Source organism: Rhodococcus sp. H36-A4, assembly GCF_027158005.1.
GTDB lineage: Bacteria > Actinomycetota > Actinomycetes > Mycobacteriales > Mycobacteriaceae > Rhodococcoides.
Map to the genome: position 1 here is coordinate 223901 of NZ_JAPVLQ010000003.1, position 19134 is coordinate 243034.

General features: G+C 61.5%; 22 protein-coding genes. 12 read left to right on the plus strand and 10 right to left on the minus strand.

Annotation, left to right across the window (positions count from 1 at the left end):
* Positions 1-15 precede the first annotated feature (15 nt).
* The 3 genes from O1W68_RS10130 to O1W68_RS10140 all read left to right on the plus strand — a co-directional run bounded on the left by O1W68_RS10130 (position 16) and on the right by O1W68_RS10140 (position 3909).
* The gene (locus tag O1W68_RS10130; protein ID WP_269303721.1) at positions 16-1131 is read left to right on the plus strand and encodes a ferredoxin reductase; all 1116 of its coding nucleotides are present in this window, start codon (positions 16-18) and stop codon (positions 1129-1131) included.
* Positions 1132-1263: 132 nt separating this feature from the next.
* Positions 1264-2547, plus strand: a complete 1284-nt coding sequence (locus O1W68_RS10135; protein ID WP_269303241.1) for a fatty acid desaturase family protein — start codon at positions 1264-1266, stop codon at positions 2545-2547.
* Positions 2548-2664: 117 nt separating this feature from the next.
* Entirely contained in the window at positions 2665-3909 is a 1245-nt protein-coding gene (locus tag O1W68_RS10140) for a fatty acid desaturase family protein (protein WP_269303243.1), read from the plus strand.
* Between the two features lie 43 nt (positions 3910-3952).
* Here O1W68_RS10140 and rsgA read toward each other — a convergent pair whose 3' ends face one another.
* Genes rsgA through ybaK form a run of 3 tightly spaced genes read right to left on the minus strand, consistent with a single transcriptional unit; the run spans position 3953 to position 6771 of the window.
* Positions 3953-4945 carry a ribosome small subunit-dependent GTPase A gene (gene rsgA, locus O1W68_RS10145; protein WP_176224898.1) on the minus strand — a complete coding sequence of 331 codons (993 nt, stop codon included), beginning with the start codon at positions 4943-4945 and terminating at the stop codon, positions 3953-3955.
* Entirely contained in the window at positions 4942-6270 is a 1329-nt protein-coding gene (gene aroA / locus O1W68_RS10150) for a 3-phosphoshikimate 1-carboxyvinyltransferase (protein ID WP_269303244.1), read from the minus strand. The genes rsgA and aroA overlap by 4 nt, the downstream gene beginning before the upstream one ends.
* Before the next feature lie 6 nt (positions 6271-6276).
* The gene (ybaK, locus tag O1W68_RS10155) at positions 6277-6771 is read right to left on the minus strand and encodes a Cys-tRNA(Pro) deacylase (protein WP_269303245.1); all 495 of its coding nucleotides are present in this window, start codon (positions 6769-6771) and stop codon (positions 6277-6279) included.
* Positions 6772-6981: 210 nt separating this feature from the next.
* On the opposite strand from ybaK, the gene O1W68_RS10160 reads away from it, so the two are divergent.
* Both O1W68_RS10160 and rsrA read left to right on the plus strand, forming a co-directional pair.
* Positions 6982-7641: a sigma-70 family RNA polymerase sigma factor gene (locus O1W68_RS10160; RefSeq protein ID WP_269303724.1), complete on the plus strand. Its 660-nt coding sequence runs from the start codon at positions 6982-6984 to the stop codon at positions 7639-7641.
* On the plus strand, positions 7638-7940 hold the full coding sequence (rsrA, locus tag O1W68_RS10165; RefSeq protein ID WP_269303246.1) for a mycothiol system anti-sigma-R factor: 303 nt from the start codon (positions 7638-7640) through the stop codon (positions 7938-7940). The genes O1W68_RS10160 and rsrA overlap by 4 nt, the downstream gene beginning before the upstream one ends.
* A gap of 92 nt (positions 7941-8032) precedes the next feature.
* On the opposite strand, the gene O1W68_RS21605 is transcribed toward rsrA, so the two are convergent.
* Positions 8033-8107 (minus strand): 50S ribosomal protein bL37, encoded by a 75-nt coding sequence (locus O1W68_RS21605; protein WP_099052202.1) that lies wholly within the window; start codon positions 8105-8107, stop codon positions 8033-8035.
* Positions 8108-8224: 117 nt separating this feature from the next.
* On the opposite strand from O1W68_RS21605, the gene O1W68_RS10170 reads away from it, so the two are divergent.
* Both O1W68_RS10170 and O1W68_RS10175 read left to right on the plus strand, forming a co-directional pair.
* On the plus strand, positions 8225-8440 hold the full coding sequence (locus O1W68_RS10170) for a biotin/lipoyl-binding carrier protein (RefSeq protein WP_269303248.1): 216 nt from the start codon (positions 8225-8227) through the stop codon (positions 8438-8440).
* Positions 8441-8458: 18 nt separating this feature from the next.
* Positions 8459-9937, plus strand: a complete 1479-nt coding sequence (locus O1W68_RS10175) for a sensor histidine kinase (protein WP_269303249.1) — start codon at positions 8459-8461, stop codon at positions 9935-9937.
* Positions 9938-10012: 75 nt separating this feature from the next.
* On the opposite strand, the gene O1W68_RS10180 is transcribed toward O1W68_RS10175, so the two are convergent.
* Entirely contained in the window at positions 10013-10267 is a 255-nt protein-coding gene (locus tag O1W68_RS10180) for a WhiB family transcriptional regulator (RefSeq protein ID WP_136169420.1), read from the minus strand.
* 311 nt (positions 10268-10578) lie between these two features.
* A complete protein-coding gene (locus O1W68_RS10185) occupies positions 10579-11535 on the minus strand; it encodes a diacylglycerol/lipid kinase family protein (RefSeq protein WP_269303252.1) in 957 nt (318 codons plus the stop codon).
* Positions 11536-11581: 46 nt separating this feature from the next.
* On the opposite strand from O1W68_RS10185, the gene O1W68_RS10190 reads away from it, so the two are divergent.
* Positions 11582-12004: a hypothetical protein gene (locus O1W68_RS10190; RefSeq protein ID WP_269303254.1), complete on the plus strand. Its 423-nt coding sequence runs from the start codon at positions 11582-11584 to the stop codon at positions 12002-12004.
* A gap of 44 nt (positions 12005-12048) precedes the next feature.
* Here the strand turns inward: O1W68_RS10190 and O1W68_RS10195 are convergent, their stop codons facing one another.
* Both O1W68_RS10195 and O1W68_RS10200 read right to left on the minus strand, forming a co-directional pair.
* Positions 12049-12534, minus strand: coding sequence for a GNAT family N-acetyltransferase (locus tag O1W68_RS10195; RefSeq protein ID WP_269303725.1), 486 nt, complete (start codon positions 12532-12534; stop codon positions 12049-12051).
* 8 nt (positions 12535-12542) lie between these two features.
* Complete coding sequence (locus O1W68_RS10200; protein WP_269303256.1) at positions 12543-13166, minus strand: acid phosphatase; 624 nt, start codon at positions 13164-13166, stop codon at positions 12543-12545.
* Between the two features lie 183 nt (positions 13167-13349).
* Between O1W68_RS10200 and O1W68_RS21610 the strand changes: the two genes are divergently transcribed.
* Together O1W68_RS21610 and O1W68_RS10210 are read left to right on the plus strand one after the other, a co-directional pair.
* Entirely contained in the window at positions 13350-13553 is a 204-nt protein-coding gene (locus O1W68_RS21610) for a hypothetical protein (RefSeq protein ID WP_269303258.1), read from the plus strand.
* A 446-nt stretch (positions 13554-13999) separates the two neighbouring features.
* Positions 14000-14800, plus strand: a complete 801-nt coding sequence (locus O1W68_RS10210) for a ParA family protein (RefSeq protein ID WP_269303260.1) — start codon at positions 14000-14002, stop codon at positions 14798-14800.
* A 20-nt stretch (positions 14801-14820) separates the two neighbouring features.
* Here O1W68_RS10210 and O1W68_RS10215 read toward each other — a convergent pair whose 3' ends face one another.
* Positions 14821-16068 (minus strand): Rv3212 family protein, encoded by a 1248-nt coding sequence (locus tag O1W68_RS10215; RefSeq protein ID WP_269303261.1) that lies wholly within the window; start codon positions 16066-16068, stop codon positions 14821-14823.
* Positions 16069-16079: 11 nt separating this feature from the next.
* Positions 16080-17645: a DEAD/DEAH box helicase gene (locus tag O1W68_RS10220; protein ID WP_269303262.1), complete on the minus strand. Its 1566-nt coding sequence runs from the start codon at positions 17643-17645 to the stop codon at positions 16080-16082.
* A 416-nt stretch (positions 17646-18061) separates the two neighbouring features.
* On the opposite strand from O1W68_RS10220, the gene O1W68_RS10225 reads away from it, so the two are divergent.
* Positions 18062-18793: a ferritin-like fold-containing protein gene (locus O1W68_RS10225; protein ID WP_442972320.1), complete on the plus strand. Its 732-nt coding sequence runs from the start codon at positions 18062-18064 to the stop codon at positions 18791-18793.
* 111 nt (positions 18794-18904) lie between these two features.
* Positions 18905-19129, plus strand: a complete 225-nt coding sequence (locus O1W68_RS10230; protein ID WP_269303265.1) for a DUF3107 domain-containing protein — start codon at positions 18905-18907, stop codon at positions 19127-19129.
* Positions 19130-19134 lie beyond the last annotated feature (5 nt).

Consider the following 19134-nt stretch of genomic DNA (forward strand, 5'->3'; position numbering starts at 1 on the left):
GGGATGACCAACCGGATGGACCTCAAGAAGTGGCTGGAAGCACCTGCTGCGGACGTATCTGCGCCCAAGCGGCCCAAGCTGAACATGCTGCGCGGAGCGTTCACCAGGATTACGACCCCTCTGCTTCCCGACGACTACCTGCACCTCGCCAATCCGTTGTGGTCGGCGAGGGAGTTGCGCGGACGCGTCGTCGAGGTGAAGCAGGAAACTGCAACCGCGGTGACGCTGGTCATTCAACCGGGGTGGGGTTTCAATTTCGATTACAAGCCCGGCCAGTACATCGGCATCGGTCTTCACCTCGGAGGAAGGTGGCATTGGCGGTCGTATTCGCTGACGTCACCGCCGAACTGGGACGAAAAGCGCATTTCGATCACCGTGAAGGCGATGCCCGAGGGTTTCCTCTCGAGCCACCTGGTCGGTGGAGTCCCACAGGGGACGATCGTCCGACTGGCTGCACCGAAAGGGAATTTCGCGCTTCCCACCCCGCCTCCGGAGAAGATCCTGTTCATCACCGCTGGTAGTGGCATAACGCCGGTGATCTCGATGCTGCGAGCGCTCGACCGCCATGGAGAATTGTCGGACACCGTGCACATTCACTCGGCACCCACCGAGGACGAAGTCATGTTTGCGGACGAACTCTCTGCACTCGCCGAGGCGCATCCGCAATTTCATTCGCATATTCAGCTGACACGGTCCGATGGCAAGTTCGCACTGGCCTCGCTCGACGAGCTGTACCCGGATTGGCGTACCCGTGCGACATGGGCGTGTGGTCCCGCTTCGCTCCTCGAAGAGATCGAGCGCGTGTGGAAACACGAGGGGTTGGAAGACAAGCTTCACCTCGAGAGATTCGAGATTTCACGCGCTGACACTTCCGGTAAGGGCGGCACGGTGACGTTCGGCAAGTCGGACCGTTCCACCGAGGTCGATGGCGCGACGAGTCTGCTCGAGGCAGGCGAAAATGTCGGTGTCCAGATGCCTTTCGGATGCCGGATGGGGATTTGTCAGACCTGCGTGGTTCCGTTGACTGCAGGCCATGTCATCGATCTCCGCTCAGGCAAACAGCACGGTGAAGGTGATCGAATTCAGACGTGCATCTCGGCCGCGGCCGGCGACTGCACTCTCGACCTGTAAACACCTGTGCGCTGCGGGGGAGCATATCTACCTCTCAGTATCTTCGGTTATTATTTGCCTAGGCGCGCTGTCGCCTAACAGACATTCGGGCTAAGCCATCAGTGCTAGGCCCAGGACCCCTGGAGGACCACGATGGCCATTTCGGACATCAAGGAGTTTGCTCACCTGACCGAAGCCGATATGGAAGCCTTCGGACGCGAACTCGACGCGGTACGACGTGATATCGAGGACAGTAGGGGTGCCAAGGATGCCGCCTATATCCGGCGGACCATCCGGGTCCAACGCAGTTTGGAGCTCGGAGCTCGAATTGTGCTGTTGGGCAGCAAATATCGACCCGCGTGGTTGGCCGGAACAGCGATGCTCAGTGTGGCAAAGATCATCGAGAACATGGAGCTCGGGCACAATGTGATGCACGGGCAATGGGATTGGATGAACGATCCGGAGATTCATTCCGTCTCGTGGGAGTGGGATCAGACTGGGCCGTCGGAGCAGTGGAAGCGAGCGCACAACTACTCGCATCACACGTACACGAACATCGTCGGAATGGACGACGACATCGGTTTCGGCATTCTCCGTATGACTCGTGACGAGCCATGGAAGCCGATCAACCTGATCCAGCCCTTGGCCAACGTGCTCCTCGCCATGACCTTCGAGTGGGGCATCGCCCTGCATGACCTGGATGCGAAGAAGGACCTCGACGGCGAGACACACCAGCGCTTCTGGCAGTCTGCGTCCAATCGGCAGTTCGGTCGCAAGATCGCGCGTCAGGTAGGCAAGGATTTCGTTCTCTTTCCCGCGTTGACCGGTCCCGCGTGGAAGTCGACTTTGACGGCCAATGCGACGGCGAATCTCGTGCGCAACCTGTGGACGTACGTAGTGATCTTTTGCGGACATTTCCCCGATGGTGCAGAGAAGTTCACCATCGGTCAGTTCGAGAACGAGACTCGCGCCGAGTGGTACATGCGACAGATGCTGGGAAGTGCGAACTTCGAGGCGGGCAAGGTCATGGCATTCATGTCGGGCAACCTGTGCTATCAGATCGAGCATCACATGTTTCCCGACCTTCCGAGCAACCGGTACGCGGAGATCTCCGAACGCGTGCATGCGCTCTGTGAGAAGTACGACCTGCCGTACACCACGGGCTCGCTGGGTAAGCAATACCTGTTGGCGCTCCGTACTATTCACAAGCTTTCACTTCCGGACTCCTGGTTGCGGGCTACCTCCGACAATGCGCCTGAAACGAGCTCTGAGCGACGTTTCCGCACGGGCGAGGTTCCTGCCGTTCACGCGCTCCGGATCGATCCGATGACCGGTGAGCGGCGAGGACTTCGTTCGGCTATCGCGGAAGCGCGGGTCTCCCTTCGAAACGCCAAAAAGGAAGCCAAGCGGCAGGCGAAGGCGATGCGCCGAGCGTAGAGGGTGAGTTCACTCACACCTACGCGCGCGTAACCTACGCAACCGTAAGTTGCGGTACGGTCGCTTCAAGAACGTGTACGAAGTACACCTCGACGACTGCCAGGAGGGCCGTATCCTATGGCGATTTCGGAAATCAAAGAATACGCACATCTGACCGACGCCGACGTGGAAGCGCTCGGAGTCGAACTCGACGCGATCCGTCGAGACATCGAGTCTTCGCGGGGCGAGCGTGATGCGAGATATATCCGCAATACGATTCGTTTCCAGCGTGCACTCGAGATCGGTGGTCGTGCAACCCTGTTCGCGAGCCGTAAGCGTCCCGCCTGGTTGCTCGGCGCGGGACTGCTCGGCGCCGCCAAGATTATCGAGAACATGGAGCTCGGGCACAATGTAATGCACGGGCAATGGGATTGGATGAACGATCCGGAGATCCACTCCACCTCGTGGGAGTGGGACAACACCGGACCGTCCGCGCATTGGAAGCAGACCCACAACTACATTCATCACAAGTACACCAACATCCTCGGCATGGACGACGATGTCGGGTACGGTCTGCTGCGGGTGACTCGCGATCAGCGCTGGAAGCCGTTCAATCTCGGTAACCCGGTGTTCAACCTGCTGCTGCAGCTGTTCTTCGAGTACGGCGTCGCAGCGCAGCACCTCGAACTGGGGAAGGTCGCCAAGGGACGTATCCCGCGCGAGGAATTCGTCCAGAAGCGTCGCGAGGTTCTCGAAAAGGTCGGCAGGCAGGTCGTCAAGGACTACGTGGTGTACCCGGCTCTGACCGGTCCCGCGTGGAAGTCGACGATGACGGCGAATCTCCTCGCGAACATGATCCGCAACGTGTGGACGAACACCGTCATTTTCTGTGGTCACTTTCCCGACGGCGCCGAGAAGTTCACCAAGTCCGACATGGAAGGTGAGACTCAGGGGCAGTGGTACCTGCGTCAGATGCTCGGCAGTGCGAATTTCGACGCGGGCCCCGTCATGGAGTTCATGAGCGGAAACCTCTGCTACCAGATCGAGCACCATCTGTTCCCGGATCTTCCCAGCAATCGCTTGCGGGAGATCAAGGTTCGCGTTGTGCAGCTCGCCGAGAAATACGATTTGCCGTACACCACCGGATCGATCGGCAAGCAGTACCTGTTGTCGTGGCGAACAATTGCCAAGCTCTCGCTTCCGAACAAGTATCTTCGGGCTACCGCGGACGATGCACCGGAGACAGCATCCGAGCGTAAGTTCGCCGATGAGCCTGTGGGTCTGCTGACGATCGATCCCGAGACCGGGAAGCGTCGTGGCCTTGCAACGGCGATTCGCGAATCAAGGAAGTCCCGCGGACTGTTCGGGCGAAAAGCAAAGTGACGTAATACTTCTCGGTTCGATACCACGAACGACGTCTGGTGATCTACTGCCAGGCGTCGTTCGTGCGTACGGCCTCGAGCAGCCCGCGAACGGCGCGAACGCGACGGGCAGCGTCACCGGTCAAGTCATCGAGCGCACATTCGGGATCGGCGGGCGGTCCGAGATGAGTGCACCCTCGTGAGCACTCCTCGATGGCGTCGGCCAGGTCGGAGAAGGCAGCCACGACGTCGTGCGGTGAGATGTGCGCGAGGCCGAAGGATCTGATTCCCGGGGTGTCGACGACCCATCCGCCGCTGGGCAAGGGCAAGGCAACCGACTGCGTCGACGTGTGACGTCCCTTGCCTACGCCCGATACGACGCCGACGGCGCGATGCGCGTCGGGGACGAGTCGATTGACGAGGGTGGACTTTCCTACTCCCGAGTGCCCGATCAGTGCGGTCAGTTTGCCCCTCAGCGTTGCCGTCAGCTCGGTAAGGTCCTCGCTTTGGCCGGCGAGAACCACAGGTACGTCCAAATCGGCGAAAGATGCGGTGAAGTCGGTCGGATCCGCGAGGTCGCTCTTGGTCAGGCACAGAATCGGTGACAGCCCGCCGACGTAGGCGGCAACCAGTGCGCGCTCGACGAAGCCGGTACGCGGTGGAGGATCGGCCAAAGCAGCGACGATGAGTAGTTGCTCGGCGTTGGCGACCACGACGCGTTCGAATGGATCGGTGTCATCGGCTGTACGGCGCAGCACCGTGCGACGCTCGGCGACGCGGACGATACGAGCGAGGGTATCGACCTTGCCGGTCAGATCTCCGACGATGTCGACGTCGTCTCCGACGACGATCGGAGTTCGCCCCAGTTCACGTGCACGCATGGTGACGACGGGCCGGTTCGGGTCGCCTCCCAGAACGCATCCCCACCTGCCTCGATCGACCGCCACGACCATGGCCGATTCGGCATCGGCATGTTCGGGCCGGGTTTTGGTCCGAGGTCGTGAGCTTTTTCCCGGACGTATGCGTACGTCCGATTCGTCGTACCGGCGCGGCGTCAGGACATGGTCCCGTCGGTCTCGAGGTGCGACTGTGAACCGGCGAGCATGTCGGACCACAGGGTCTCGAACCCGGGCAGTGTCTTCGCCGTGGTGCCGATGTCGTCTACCTGCACTCCGGGTATGCGGAGTCCGAGTATTGCGCCCGCCGTTGCCATTCGGTGATCGGCGTATGCCTGCCAGAGTCCGGCGGTGAGGGGGACCGGCGTGATCTCGAGACCGTCGGCGGTTTCGACGGCTCTTCCGCCGAGCCTGCCGATTTCCGTTGCGAGTGCTTTCAGCCGATCGGTTTCGTGGCCGCGCAGATGGGCGATCCCGCGAAGCCACGACGGTCCATCGGCGAGCGCGGCCAGTGCTGCCACTGTGGGGGTGAGCTCGCCTACCTCATGCAGGTCGATATCGATTCCGTGCAGCACCTCCGGTCCCGACACGACGAGGGTGCCGTCGGTGAGCTCGACCTCGGCGCCCATGGACCGAAGAATCTCACGGATCGCATCGCCCGGCTGCGTCGTTGCGGCCGGCCACTGCGGTACGCGTACTTCACCGCCGGTGACCGCGGCTGCAGCCAGAAACGGGGTGGCGTTGGACAGGTCCGGTTCGATGACCCAGTGCACCGGGGCAACCGGACCCGGGTGAACACGCCAGGTGTCGGCGTCGCCACTGTCGTGGGGGGTGTCCACTCGTACTCCGGCCTGCCTGAGCATGTGCACCGTCATCTCGATGTGTGGCATCGACGGCACCGGCTTGCCTACGTGATGAATGGTGATGCCATCGTCGAATGCCGCGGCGGACAGCATGAGCCCGGACACGAACTGTGAGGACCCGGATGCGTCGATGTCGACGACGCCGCCACTCAGGCGCCCAGTGCCTGTCACGCTGAACGGGAGGGAGTTACCGTCGACTTGCGCGCCCACCGACCGTAAGGCTCCCAGAATGGTATCCAGAGGCCGCGAACGCGCTTGCTCGTCGCCGTCGAAGAAGACTGCACCGTAGGCGAGCGTGGCGAGCGGTGGAACGAACCGCATGACGGTTCCGGCGAGACCACACTCGATCGAACAACCGTGGAGTGGGCCGGGAATGATGTGTAGCTCGGTCGGATCGTCTTCATCGATGTCGATCCGAACTCCGAGGTCACGCAGAGCGCCGATCATCAGATCGGTGTCTCGGCTCCGCAATGTTCCCGACACCGTGGACGGTCCGGTGGCAAGAGCGGAAATGATCAGTGCTCGGTTCGTCATGGACTTGGATCCGGGCAGGATCACCGTTGCATGTACGGGCTCTGTGGTCGACGGCGCTGTCCAGGTGCTCACGGCTTCATCTTTGCGCATCGACGTTCACTCCGTCGCGATGGGAGCCGTGACCGCCTTGCAGAGCCGAATCAGTTCGCGGGGATCGAGCTCGATTTCCAGTCCGCGCCTACCTCCACTGCACAGCACCCGGTCCCACGAGAGTGCCGAGTCGTCGACGATGGTGGCCAACGCCCGCCGTTGCCCCAACGGTGATATCCCACCGAGCACGTACCCGGTGGATCGCTCTGCCCGAGCCCGATCTGCCATGGTGACCTTACGAGTGCCGAGGGCAACCGCCGCACTCTTGAGGGACAGCGTCGTGGTGACGGGGAGTACTGCAATCGCGAGCGTGCGATCGGCGCGCTCGACCACGAGGGTCTTCAAAATCTGACCAGGCGCCAAGCCGAGTCGCACAGTCAGAATGTCTGCGGCTTCGGTTCCGTACGAGGAGGAGCTCGGGTCGTGCTCGTAATCGTGCAGTAGGTGATGCACCTTCGCCTCGGCCAGCAGGGTGACGGCAGGAGTGGGGGCGGCGCGCATGCGCGCAACCCTATCGACGTCGTCCTATCGGAACTGGGTTCGAGGGAACACGTGGCGTCGCGCCGGTGTTGAACACGCAAGAATCTCTAGCTGGGAAGGAAGGGATCTGCTGTGACGGTTTCGACAACAGAGCGCCCCTCGCGCACATCTGTCGGCAAGGAAGCGATCTACGTTTTGGGGCTGCCCTCGCCCGCGGTAACCTGGTCGAACATGGCTACCGAAGGGATCAGCGTGGAGGATGTCGAGCCTAAAGCTCAGGCGACAGCTGAATCGGCGACCGAGCTGACCGAGCGTTTCGAACGTGACGCGCTCCCGATGCTGGATCAGCTGTACGGTGCAGCACTGCGAATGACCCGCAATCCTGCCGATGCGGAAGATCTGGTTCAAGAAACGTATGTCAAGGCGTACACGGCGTTCAGGTCGTTCCGTGAGGGCACGAACCTCAAGGCGTGGCTGTATCGCATCCTGACCAATACCTACATCAACTCCTATCGCAAGAAGCAACGCCAGCCGGCTCAATACCCGACCGACGAGATCACGGATTGGCAGTTGGCTGCCACTGCTGAACACTCGTCCATCGGTTTGCGTTCTGCCGAGGTGGAAGCACTGGACGCGCTTCCCGACGACGACATCAAGGCCGCGTTGCAGTCTCTGCCCGAGGATTTCCGAATGGCTGTGTATTACGCAGACGTGGAAGGTTTTCCCTACAAAGAGATCGCCGAGATCATGGGAACGCCGATCGGAACGGTGATGTCGCGTCTGCATCGTGGTCGTAAGCAACTGAGGGGCCTGCTCGCCGGTGTGGCCCGCGAGCGTGGATTCAACCGCAACGGCGCGGTCGATGCGTATGAGCAGGAGGTGTCGAAGTGACGTCCGAGGCAACTCCCGACGATGCGGGGAAAAGCGAGTTCGACAATCTCGACTGCTCGGCGGTGATCGCTGATGTATGGCTGATGCTCGACGACGAGTGCGACGACGCCAGTCGGAAGCGACTACAGAAGCACATAGACGAGTGCGGGTCGTGCTTCGCGGCCTACGGTATCGAGGAGAAGGTCAAGAACTTGATCAGCCGTAAGTGTGGGGGAGATCAAGCTCCGAGTGGTCTGCGCGAGCGCCTCAGCATCGAGATCCGGAGAACGGTCCTGATCCGCCAGGCCGAATCCGACTGAGGAATTCAAGACTACGTCGAGTCGATACAAACGTAAAAAGGCCAGGAAGCGTTTCGAGCTTCCTGGCCTTTTCTCGGTTCTCGGCCCGAACGTCAGCTGTTCGGACGCTTGCCGTGATTTGCCTTGTTGTTCTTGCGACTGCGCTTCTTACGCCCACGCTTACCCATGTGTAGCTCCTCTCGTATGTTCACTACAGTCTTTCACGTGTGATTGGCTGTCCTTCTACGGGTGCCCGATGAGTTGGCGGTGCTTGTGGTGTGGATCACCGAGCGAGAGGAAAATTCATGGCCGAAGACGTGCGGGCAGAGATGGTGTCGACTGTCTTCGAGATCGTTGTCGCAGAGGGGGACACGGTCGCTCACGGCGACACTCTCGTCGTTCTCGAATCGATGAAGATGGAGATTCCGGTGTTGGCCGAAATCGCTGGCACCGTAACCACGATCGACGTGAAAGTCGGTGATGTCATCAAACAAGGTGATCTCATCGCAGTGGTGTCCTGAGCCCGATCGCCGTACACCGTGTCGACTCTCAGTGACCTTCTTGCCGAGCACACCGATCTTCCCGGAGATGCCGTCGATCATTTGCAGCGAGTGGTCGGGGAATGGCAGCTTCTGGCCGACCTGTCCTTTGCTGATCTGTTGCTCTGGGTCGGCACCGGAAGCGCGGCCGATCGCCCCGATGCCGAAGTGCTCTGTGTTGCCCAGTGCAGGCCGACGACGGCTTCCACGGCCTTCACCGAGGACATGGTGGGGTCGATAGTCTCGGAGTCGCAACACCCGACCGTGATCGACTCGTTGATCACTCGTGACATCGTCCGCGGCGGTGCTTCCGGCACCGAAAGCGTGCCGGTGAGGTGTGGTGATCACGTCATCGCCGTCCTCACTCGCGATATCAATCCCGCCCAGCAGCGGCCTCCCAGCGCGCTGGAGAGCGCGTACCGAGACTGTGCCGATGACCTTTGCCGGATGATCAGTGAAGGAACGTTTCCGACGCCGGCCGAACGCACCGACGTGAACTCGTCCCCGCGTGCAGGCGACGGTTTCATTCGGCTCGACACCGATGGTCGGGTTGTCTATGCCAGCCCCAACGCGCTGTCGGCGTATCACCGGATGGGATTGGCGACCGAGCTTTCGAGCCGGGATCTTGCCTCGGTGACGCGGTCCTTGATCACCGACCCGTTCGATTCCCAGGAAGTTGCCGACCACATTGCAGCCTCCACTTCTGGAGATGCAGGTCATCGCATGGAAGTCGACGCGCGCGGCGCGACCGTACTGATTCGAACCCTTCCGCTCCGACCTCGCGGTGAATCTGTCGGGGCAATAGTGCTGGTCCGCGACGTCACTGAAGTCAAAAGACGCGATCGTGCTCTGCTGAGCAAAGATGCGACCATCCGCGAGATTCACCATCGGGTGAAGAACAACTTGCAAACCGTCGCTGCGCTGTTACGGCTGCAGTCGAGACGACTGGAGAACGAAGAGGCGCGCACTGCGCTGTCGGAATCGGTGCGCAGGGTGACCTCGATCGCACTTGTTCATGAAATGCTCTCTATGTCGGTGGACGAGGAAGTCGACCTCGACGAAATAGTCGACCGGTTGGTGCCCATCATGTTGGACATCGCGACAGTCAATCCGCGCGTTCGCGTGGTGCGGGAGGGCGCGCTGGGGGTCTTTTCCGCCGAACGTGCAACGCCGCTGGTCATGGTGCTCGCAGAGTTGGTCCAGAACGCAATGGAGCACGGCTTCGTGGCAAGCACCGACGGCGTGGTCCGCATCACGGCCGATCGGTCGGCACGGTGGCTCGACGTCGTTGTCCACGACGACGGTCCGGGCCTGCCTCCTGGCTTCGCCCTGGAGAAGTCCGAGGGACTCGGGCTGCAAATCGTGCGGACGCTCGTCTCGGCGGAGCTGGGTGGGTCGCTGGGGCTGCATCGCGCGACAGGCGGCGGAACCGACGCCTCGCTTCGCGTGCCATTGGGCAGACGCGGTCCGCGGATCTGATCCGAGCGTGTTCGCGCAGAAAAAAACTCGGTCCGATAAGGACCGAGTTTTTGCCTGCTCTTGTTCCTGGGAGCGTCAGACGGAGCTACGTGCTCGCGTGCGAGCATTACGACGCTTGAGTGCGCGACGCTCGTCTTCGCTCATACCGCCCCACACGCCCGCATCCTGGCCGGACTCGAGTGCCCATGAAAGGCAATCAGCCGTGACAGGGCATCGCGTGCAGACGACTTTGGCATCGGCGATTTGTGCGAGTGCCGGGCCACTGTTTCCCACGGGGAAAAATAGTTCCGGGTCTTCGTCGCGACAAATAGCGTTGTGGCGCCAGTCCATCCTCTGCTCCTTACCGGGCGCCGAAGCACCGTTTTTCGTTTCATTGATGTTCGCGAGTGCGTAACCAATGTTTCCGCTCTGTTGCTTGTGAATGCTTTCACGAACTCAGGGGAAGTCAATAGATTGCCGCGTGACCGTGGTCAAGCTCACTCTGTTAGGCTGCTTCAAGCCTGCTGTGCTCCTTTGTACCCCTTACAGCGAATTCTCGCTATCCTCCGTTGTCGTTGCCGTGGTAGACGCGGCTGAAAACAGGCTGGACGAGTCTGGCCGGACGAGAGTCGAGCTGCCTGCGCCGCCCCTCGGCTCAGGGGTCATCGGGGCGGCGGGGCTATGACTTCCAGCGCAGACGGAGTGGCGAAGAATTCGGCTTCGGTGCGCTCCCCGAGATAGTCGCCGTCCATCTGCAGACCGATCGGTTCGGTCGAAGTTATCTTGATTCGAGGTACGTCGTCGATGCGAAAAAGCTTACGAGACTTGGGTTCTGCGCCCGTGGACAAAAGTTGTCGCGATACCAGAAGGCTGGGTACCACCTTGGTCGTCCGCATGGCGAACAAGCCGAGTCCGGTATCGAAGGTCGTCCCGGGATTGGTGTGAACCGGCCTGGCATTGAGGTAGGTCCACGGACTCGAGTTGGAGACGAACGCGTAATGCACGCCGGTGATCGGGTCGCGGTCCGGCACCTCGACGGTCAACATCGGCTCGTGACGCTTGTGCCGAAAAAACTCGCGGACGGCCGACCGAACGTAGCGAGTGGCAGAAACGGGGCGTCCGTCCTTGCGGCTCGCGTCGATCGCGCGACACACGTCGGCATCGAGTCCGAGGCCGGCATTGAATGTGAACCACCGGTTGTCGCAGTGGGCGAGACCGATCGTCCGTCTCGACCGCGACGCAAGAAGCTCGATGAGCTGATTCGTGGCAGCCACTGGGTCGGGTTCGATTCCCAGGGAGCGGGCGAAGACATTCGCACTGCCTCCAGGCACCACGGCCAAAGCCGGGATGGCCCCGATGGCTACTGATCGCATCGACGTCGGAAGTGGAACACCGAGAAGCCCATTGATGACCTCGTTCACCGTGCCGTCACCACCGTGGACGATGACCAGGCCCATACCGTCCTCCCGAGCTTCGCGTGCCAGTTCGGCGGCGTGATCTCGGTGCGTGGTGTGGGCGACCGTGACGCGAACTCGGCTCGACAGCGCATGCGCCAACAAATCACGGGCAGCAGGAGTGGTCGATGTCGCATTGGGGTTGACGATCAGAAGCGCGCGCACGGGGCATCAGCCTAGCGGTCCGACGGCGGTGTTCTAGGCTGGCCGGGTGTCAACGCCTTCGCAGCCCCTGGTGCCGCCTTCGACATTCCGGTCCGCCGGGGTGCTCGTCGCCCTTCAAGGGCTCGTGGCGTTGGTCGTTGCCGTCGTTCTACTTGTCCGCGCTGTCGGCGGCGTCGAGAATTCCGCCGCGAACGGCTACGGAACAGCCGGATGGTTCGCAGTGGTCGGAGTGGCTGTAGGCGCTGCGGGTGCGGCACTGGTGGCGGGTAAGCGTTGGGCGCGGGCCATCGCACTTGTCGTGCAGTTCCTACTATTACCTGTTGTCTGGTCACTGCTCACCGACTCACACCAGCCGCTGTACGGCGCGTTACTCGGTCTTGTCGTGGTAGCGATCTTGGTGCTGCTCTTCAGTCCACCATCGTCGAGATGGATGGCCGCCGAGTACGGGGACGTCGACGAAGAAAGTTAGATAACGACGGCGACACGCAGATGGTTGTTCGGTAGGCCGGACGACTACTCGGTGGAGTTGGACGTGTTCGCCAGGGCCGCCAGTGCATCACCGGTCATCCGGAACGTCGTCCACTCGTCCTGAGCTATTGCGCCGAGTGAGCGATAGAAGCCGATCGACGGGGTGTTCCAATCGAGCACCCACCAGCTCAACCGGGTGTACTCCTTGTCGATGCACTCTGTAGCCAGTGCGGCGAGTAGTGCTCTGCCATGGCCCGCTCCGCGAAATGCCGGTTTGACGTAGAGGTCTTCGAGGTAGATGCCGTTGACGCCATCCCAGGTGGAGAAGTTCAAGAACCACAGAGCTACGCCCACGATCTCGCCGTCGTTCTCGGCGACGTGCGCGAAGACCGAAGGTGCGGGGCCGAACAGAGCGGCAGCGATCTGCTCGGGTTTCACACGGCATTGTTCGAGCGATTTCTCGTATTCGGCCAGTTCGTACACGAGCCCGGTGATGGCGTCGACATCGTCCTCTTTCGCCCGTCGGATCATACTGCTCACTACCTCTTTTTCCCGGTTCGCACCGACGGGTTGATGTTGTGGACGACAAGCTGTCGGTACGAGTGATCGAAGCCCAGCACCGAGTATGCCGCAGGAGCCATCGCGAAGCGTTTCCCCTCGGCGACAGGCAGTTCCAACCATCGAGTGAGCAAAGCCCGCGAAAAATGGCCATGTCCGACGAGGACGACGTCGCGATCGACCAAGACCGGCAGCACGACGGAGAGCACGAGATCGGCACGGGATCCGAAATCGTCGATCGACTCACCGTGCGGGCACGGGTGCGTCCACACGGTCCAGTGCGGCACCGTTGCGTGTATTTCGGGAGAGGTCAGGCCCTCGTAGTCTCCGTAGTCGACTTCGGAGAGCGCGTCCCACTCGCGGTCGACAGTCAGGCCGGCGAGCTGTGCGGTCCGCTGAGCCCGCGTGCGTGGGCTCGACAGGACCAACGGGTCGCGCAGCTCGAGTTCTACGATGAGTTCGCCTACTGCAACGGCCTGCTGCTCGCCGACTGCGGTCAGTGGGACGTCCGTGGTTCCGGTGTGGCGGCCAGTGGTTGCCCATTCGGTTTCGCCATGCCGAAGGAGCACGACACGGCCGGTGTCGCCCGAGTTGGAGATCGTCATACCCGCAATGATGCCGTGTCGGGTTTCACAGTCCACGCGGTGGATCGGCCGACGAAAACGATTGAGGACAGCGCTGCGACAGGGAATGCTGGTCAGGTCGTGTTCGTCGGCACGCGCTGCACTCTTCGACCGTGTCGGACGTATCTGCCAGAACCTCTCACCAAGATTCGACGATGCTTTCGCGTGTCGCTGTGCGATGCGGCCCGGTGCAAGTACATCCCAGCGCTCGCCGCGCGGACAATTGCAGACCGGATAGGATCCGGGAAGGTCGTGCTCCTCGGAATGGGGTTCATCTCTGCAGCCATGGCAGTGTTCACCCAGGTCGGCCCGGACACCTCGTATGTCCTTCTGTTGGGCGCACTGTTCGTGATGGGCATGGGACTCTGATCCACGAAGATGTCCGATCATGACTGCCGCGCTGCAGACGCTCACCCATCACGAGGTCGCGCGTGGATCGACATTGATGAACATCGTGCAGCAGACAGCGGGGTCCATCGGCACGGCCGTGATGTCCGTGGTACTGACCAATCAGATCAAGAACGTTGCACAAGCCACGTCGCCGGCGGATGTGCTCGGCATCTCCGCGAGCGCCGTCGGTACGACGTTCACGGTGGCGCTAGTTCTCATCTTGCTGACCTTCGTACCGGCATACTTCCTTCCGCGCATCAAGATAGAGGCGCGCGGTTGTGGATACCGAGACCCCTGTAATGCTGCATTGAGATCGTTTCGAGGACGGTTGACTCCCGCGATGTGGACGCATCGGATTCGGTTTCGACGCGCCCACATTCGCATTCGCCTGGCTCTGGCGTCTTTTGTGCGCAAGGATCGGAGATGTGACGACAGTACTGGCAGTGGCCAATCAGAAGGGTGGAGTCGCGAAAACGACGACGGTTGCGTCGCTGGCGGCCGCACTTCACGCGCTCGACCAGCGTGTTCTCGTGGTCGACCTCGATCCGCAGGGGTGCCTGACGTTTTCGTTGGGTCACAACCCTGACAAGCTCGATTCATCGGTGCACGAAGTCCTGACCGGCGACAAGAATGTCTCCGACGTGCTGATCGAAACCGACGAGGGCATCGTGCTGCTCCCCGCCACGATCGATCTCGCCGGTGCCGAAGCGTTGCTCCTCATGCGTCCCGGACGAGAATATGCCCTCAAGCGAGCGCTGGCGCCGGTGATCGACAATTTCGACGTCGTCATCATCGACTGCCCTCCGTCACTGGGAGTGTTGACCCTCAACGGCCTCACCGCCGCCCAATCGGTGCTCGTTCCATTGCAATGTGAAACTCTCGCGCATCGTGGTGTCGGACAGTTACTTCGGACCGTCTCGGAAATTCAACAGATCACCAATCCCGATCTGACTCTGCTCGGTGCACTGCCGACTCTGTTCGATGCGCGGACCACCCACAGCAGGGATGTACTAGGCGACGTATCCGATCGATACGATCTGCCGGTTCTGTCGCCACCGATCCCTCGAACTGTCCGCTTCGCGGAGGCGACGGCTTCGGGTTCGACAGTGCTTTCGGGCCGAAAAAATAAGGGCGCGCAGGCATATCGCGAACTCGCAGCGAATCTTCTCGCACATTGGCAGCACGGGACCGCATTAGCCACTTATTCTCCGAACACACCGGACTGATCGGTTTCGGTAGCGCCGCTTCAGCGTGCCGATAGTGCAACGAGGTCGTCACCGCGCTGCTCGATGACTACATCGCCGATCACCGACATACCCACCGGCCCGGTGTAACCGGCTCGGTCCACTTCCAAGGTCCGTTCTACGGTGCCTTCAGTGGGGTCGATCACTGCTGTTCCGTCTGGTACCGGCACCAGTAGGCGGCCGGCCATGACCGTACCGGGTCCGAGTGCGCCGGGGATCGACCACATCGGGGCCAGATCGGTCAATCCCAGTGCTACGGTTCCACTTCCAGTCCACCAGCTGAAGACCGATGCTGCTTTGACTACCGCTTCGGCTGTGGGGGGCCGGTTTTCGTCGACAATTGCTGCAGGAAGATCGAACTCGGACAAGGGCTGTGCGTTGCCATCGAAGACGGCGACCCTCGGTCGTTGTGATGAATGCGCTGGAATGGACACTGCCACACGGTCACCCGAAGCAACCAGAATCGATGCACCTGTGACGGGGCCGTCGGGTCCGATCAAGGCCGCCACGACGGAAGAACCGTATTCCTCCGGCTGCTGGGCATCCTTCGGAGCTGGATTCATCGTCGTCAGTCGGGCTCCGGACTCGCCTGGGCACTGCTCGAGAACTGCGACGCGAGAGCTGTTGGAAGCGGAGGACAATAGAGTACAACCCGATCTGGGTTGACTACTCGGATTGACCGGGGCGTCGACGCGGCCGTATTCGAGTGTTCGGACTAGGTCCGAGCGCCATAGCTCCATTCGAGTGTCACCCCGCGAGGTGACGTAGGTTCCGTCCTCGCTCAGCGTGACATTTGCATCAGCGTCGCTGCTGCGTTGCGCTTTTCGCGTACCACTGGAGCTGTCGAGTGCGGTTACCTGAGAGCAACCCCTGGCGTCCTGATAGACCGCGACGATCGTATTCCATGCATCCGTAACGGCACAGAGATTCCGATCTCGGACGTAACTCCATGCAATCGAACCGTCGAGCGGGTCTCGACCGGAGACCGTACCACCGTCGCCCGTGACGACGGCGCTGCCAGTGGTGACGGGTGCCGACGTGACCGGACTCGATGCACGCCAAGCTTCGGTCAGTGCGTCCGGAATCGACGTTGCCACATTCGCTCGAGGCAAAGGGGATTCCGCAGGGGCAGATGTCGTGCCGTGCGCGTCGCTTCGGAGCCACACAACTCCGAGAACGAGCACGGTCACGACTGCGATCGCTGCGGCAACAGCGATATCCGATCGGCGCCGACGTTCGGGTGCAAGCACAGCTTGGGAGACTACTCCGACGCGGCCGCACCGGACGAGGCAGACGCGGAGGAGCGGCGACGCCGTCGTCTACGTGGGGGAGCCGTCGTCTCCGTCCCTGTGTCACCGGTGGATTCGGTGGCTACCGGCCCGGTGGTGTCAGCGACGGAATCCGCCTCTCCGGTGGCGGGCTTGCCTGCTCTGGTGCGCGAGCGAGAGCGGGAACGGCGAGGCTTGGACTCACGCGGCTCCGCATCGGAATCGGTCTTGTCCGGTCCCTTTTCTTCCGAGGTCTCATCGGTCGATGCGCTACCGTTCGAGTCCTTGGGAGACTTGGCTTCGGAGGTCTTGTGGACTGTGCTGCCGACACCGGCAGGGATGTCGAGTTCTTCGAACAGGTGCGGGCTGCTCGAGTAGGTCTCGACGGGGTCGGGTGTCCCGAGGTCGAGAGCTTTGTCGATGAGCTGCCACCGGGGGATGTCGTCCCAATCGACCAACGTCACGGCGATGCCGGTACGGCCTGCGCGGCCCGTACGGCCGATGCGGTGAACGTATGTCTTCTCGTCCTCCGGGCACTGATAGTTGATGACGTGCGTGACGTCGTCGATATCGATGCCTCGGGCGGCCACATCGGTGGCTACGAGAACGTCGATTCCACCGGTGCGGAACTTCTTCAGTGCTTTTTCACGTTGGACCTGCCCGAGGTCACCGTGCACCGAGCCGACGGCGAACCCACGTTCTGCGAGCTCGTCAGCAACTTTCTGGGCAGTGCGTTTGGTGCGGGTGAAGATCATGGTTGCGCCGCGGCCGTTTGCTTGGAGCACCTTGGTCACCATCTCGACCTTGTCGAGTGCGTGGGCTCGGTAGACGTGCTGGGCAGTGCGATCGTGCACTGCCGACGACTCGGCCTCTTCGGCGCGGATATGCGTCGGCTGGGTGAGGAACGTACGGGCAAGGGTGATGATCGGTCCTGGCATCGTCGCCGAGAACAACATCGTCTGCCTTTTGTCCGGAACCATTCCGAGAATGCGCTCGATGTCCGGCAGGAATCCGAGATCGAGCATCTCGTCGGCCTCGTCGAGCACCAGGACGCCGATCTTGCCCAGAATCAGGTGACCCTGCTTAGCAAGGTCCAGCAGGCGCCCGGGTGTTCCGACGACGACGTCGACGCCGTTCTGCAGGGCATTGATCTGGGCCTCATAGGGGCGCCCGCCGTAGATCGAGAGCACCTTCACAGGCCCAGTCGTCGAGCGGAGATGTTTGGCAGCATTCTGGAGATCGGAGGTGACCTGCACGCATAGTTCGCGGGTAGGCACGATGATGAGCGCCCGGGGGGTGCCGTCGAGGGCCGTGGTGCCGGAGTCCGATGTGGAGATGCGCTGCAACAGAGGAACGCCGAACCCGAAGGTCTTGCCCATTCCGGTGCGCGCCTGACCGATGAGGTCGTCCCCGGCGAGAGCCAGGGGGAGTGTCAGTTCTTGGATTGCGAAGGTCCGCTCGATCCCGATGTCCTTCAGGGATCGGACGATCTCCTCGCGCACGCCCAGTTCGGCGAATGTCGGGGGCACGTGCGTGTCGTCGAGCTGGGCGGACAACATCGTGTCGCCGGTCTCGTCTTCTTGGTCGATGATGATCTTGCTCAGGGGTCTGGCCTTCCTCGTATCGAGAACGTACGCACAAGGAAGGGCACAGGCCTATTGCCGGCCGAAGTCGATGCCCTCAATCCGATGTGATGTCGCGTCGAGCCTCAGCCGCGATCGTGTTCGGGCCCGAACACGATGGGCGAAGCAGTCGTAGCGACCCGGATCAGGTGCGCACACATTGTCACTGATCTCCGCGTGAGTCGGTCCGTATCGATCGGTCCGTGCATTGATCCGATCACCATGGTAGCTTGCCGAGCGCTCATCCGGTGTATCGAGTGATTTCCAGTACCCTCGCGGCCGTGCGCGCAACCCGACACTCGTCGCCGGTCTGCGCTGATGCATCCATCCTGACGCGACTACGATCATTTTCTATGGGAGCCCACTCGTCTGATCTGTCTACCTCTGCCTCACCCACCGAGGAACCGTCCGGTACCGGAGATTCATCCGAGATGGCGTTGGTCGCGTACGACCACCCCGGAGTGTCGGACCTCTTTGCGGTGCTGGCGTATGGCGAGATTTCCGCGTTCTATCGGCTGGCCGAGGACGCCCGAATGGCTCCGTCGATGCAGGGTCGCGTCGCACTGGCAAGTATGGCGGCGGCGGAGATGAACCACTTCGAAACTGTGGTGGGCGCACTGTCGGAACGAGGAGTGGACGTATATACCGCGATGGACCCCTTCGTCCGCGCACTGGACGAGTACCACGCGTCGACCAACCCGTCGACGTGGATGGAAGCCCTGGTCAAAGCGTACGTCGGTGATGGGATTGCGGCCGACTTCTACCGCGAGATCGCCCACACGCTCGATCCCAGGGTGGCGGGGATCGTCCGCGAAGTACTTGCCGAGACCGGTCATTCGGAATTCGTGGTCCACGAGGTCGCGGTCCGGGTGCAGGAAAGCTCTCAGGACAAGGCACGCCTCATGTTGTGGGGACGGCGACTACTCGGTGAAGCGATCACCCAGGCACAGCACGTCTTGGCACAGCGCGAGAGCCTCACCGACTTGGTGATCGCAGTGTCCGGCGATCTCAACGGGGTCGCAGCGTTGTTCGACCGAATGCAGGAGCAGCACTCGAAACGGATGCGCGTGCTCGGGCTCGTCTAGCAGAGAACACGGTGTTCGCTGACAGCACAGGCATGAGGTGAGCTCCTGAGGTGTTGGCTGCACTAGCCTGAATGAAGCAGCCTTAGTTGTCTATGAGTTCGGAGGTTGGCCGTGGAGGTCAAGATCGGTGTGTCGGAAAGCTCTCGCGAGCTCGTGGTGAACAGTGCACAGTCGCCGGACGAGGTCGAGAAGCTCGTTGCTCAGGCTTTGAGTGGCAAGGACGGCGTGCTGTCCCTCGTCGACGAGAAGGGCCGTAAGTACCTCGTGCAGGCCGCGAAGGTGGCGTACGTGGAGATCGGCCCAGCCGATCCTCGCAAGGTCGGATTCGCGACCTAGGTTTT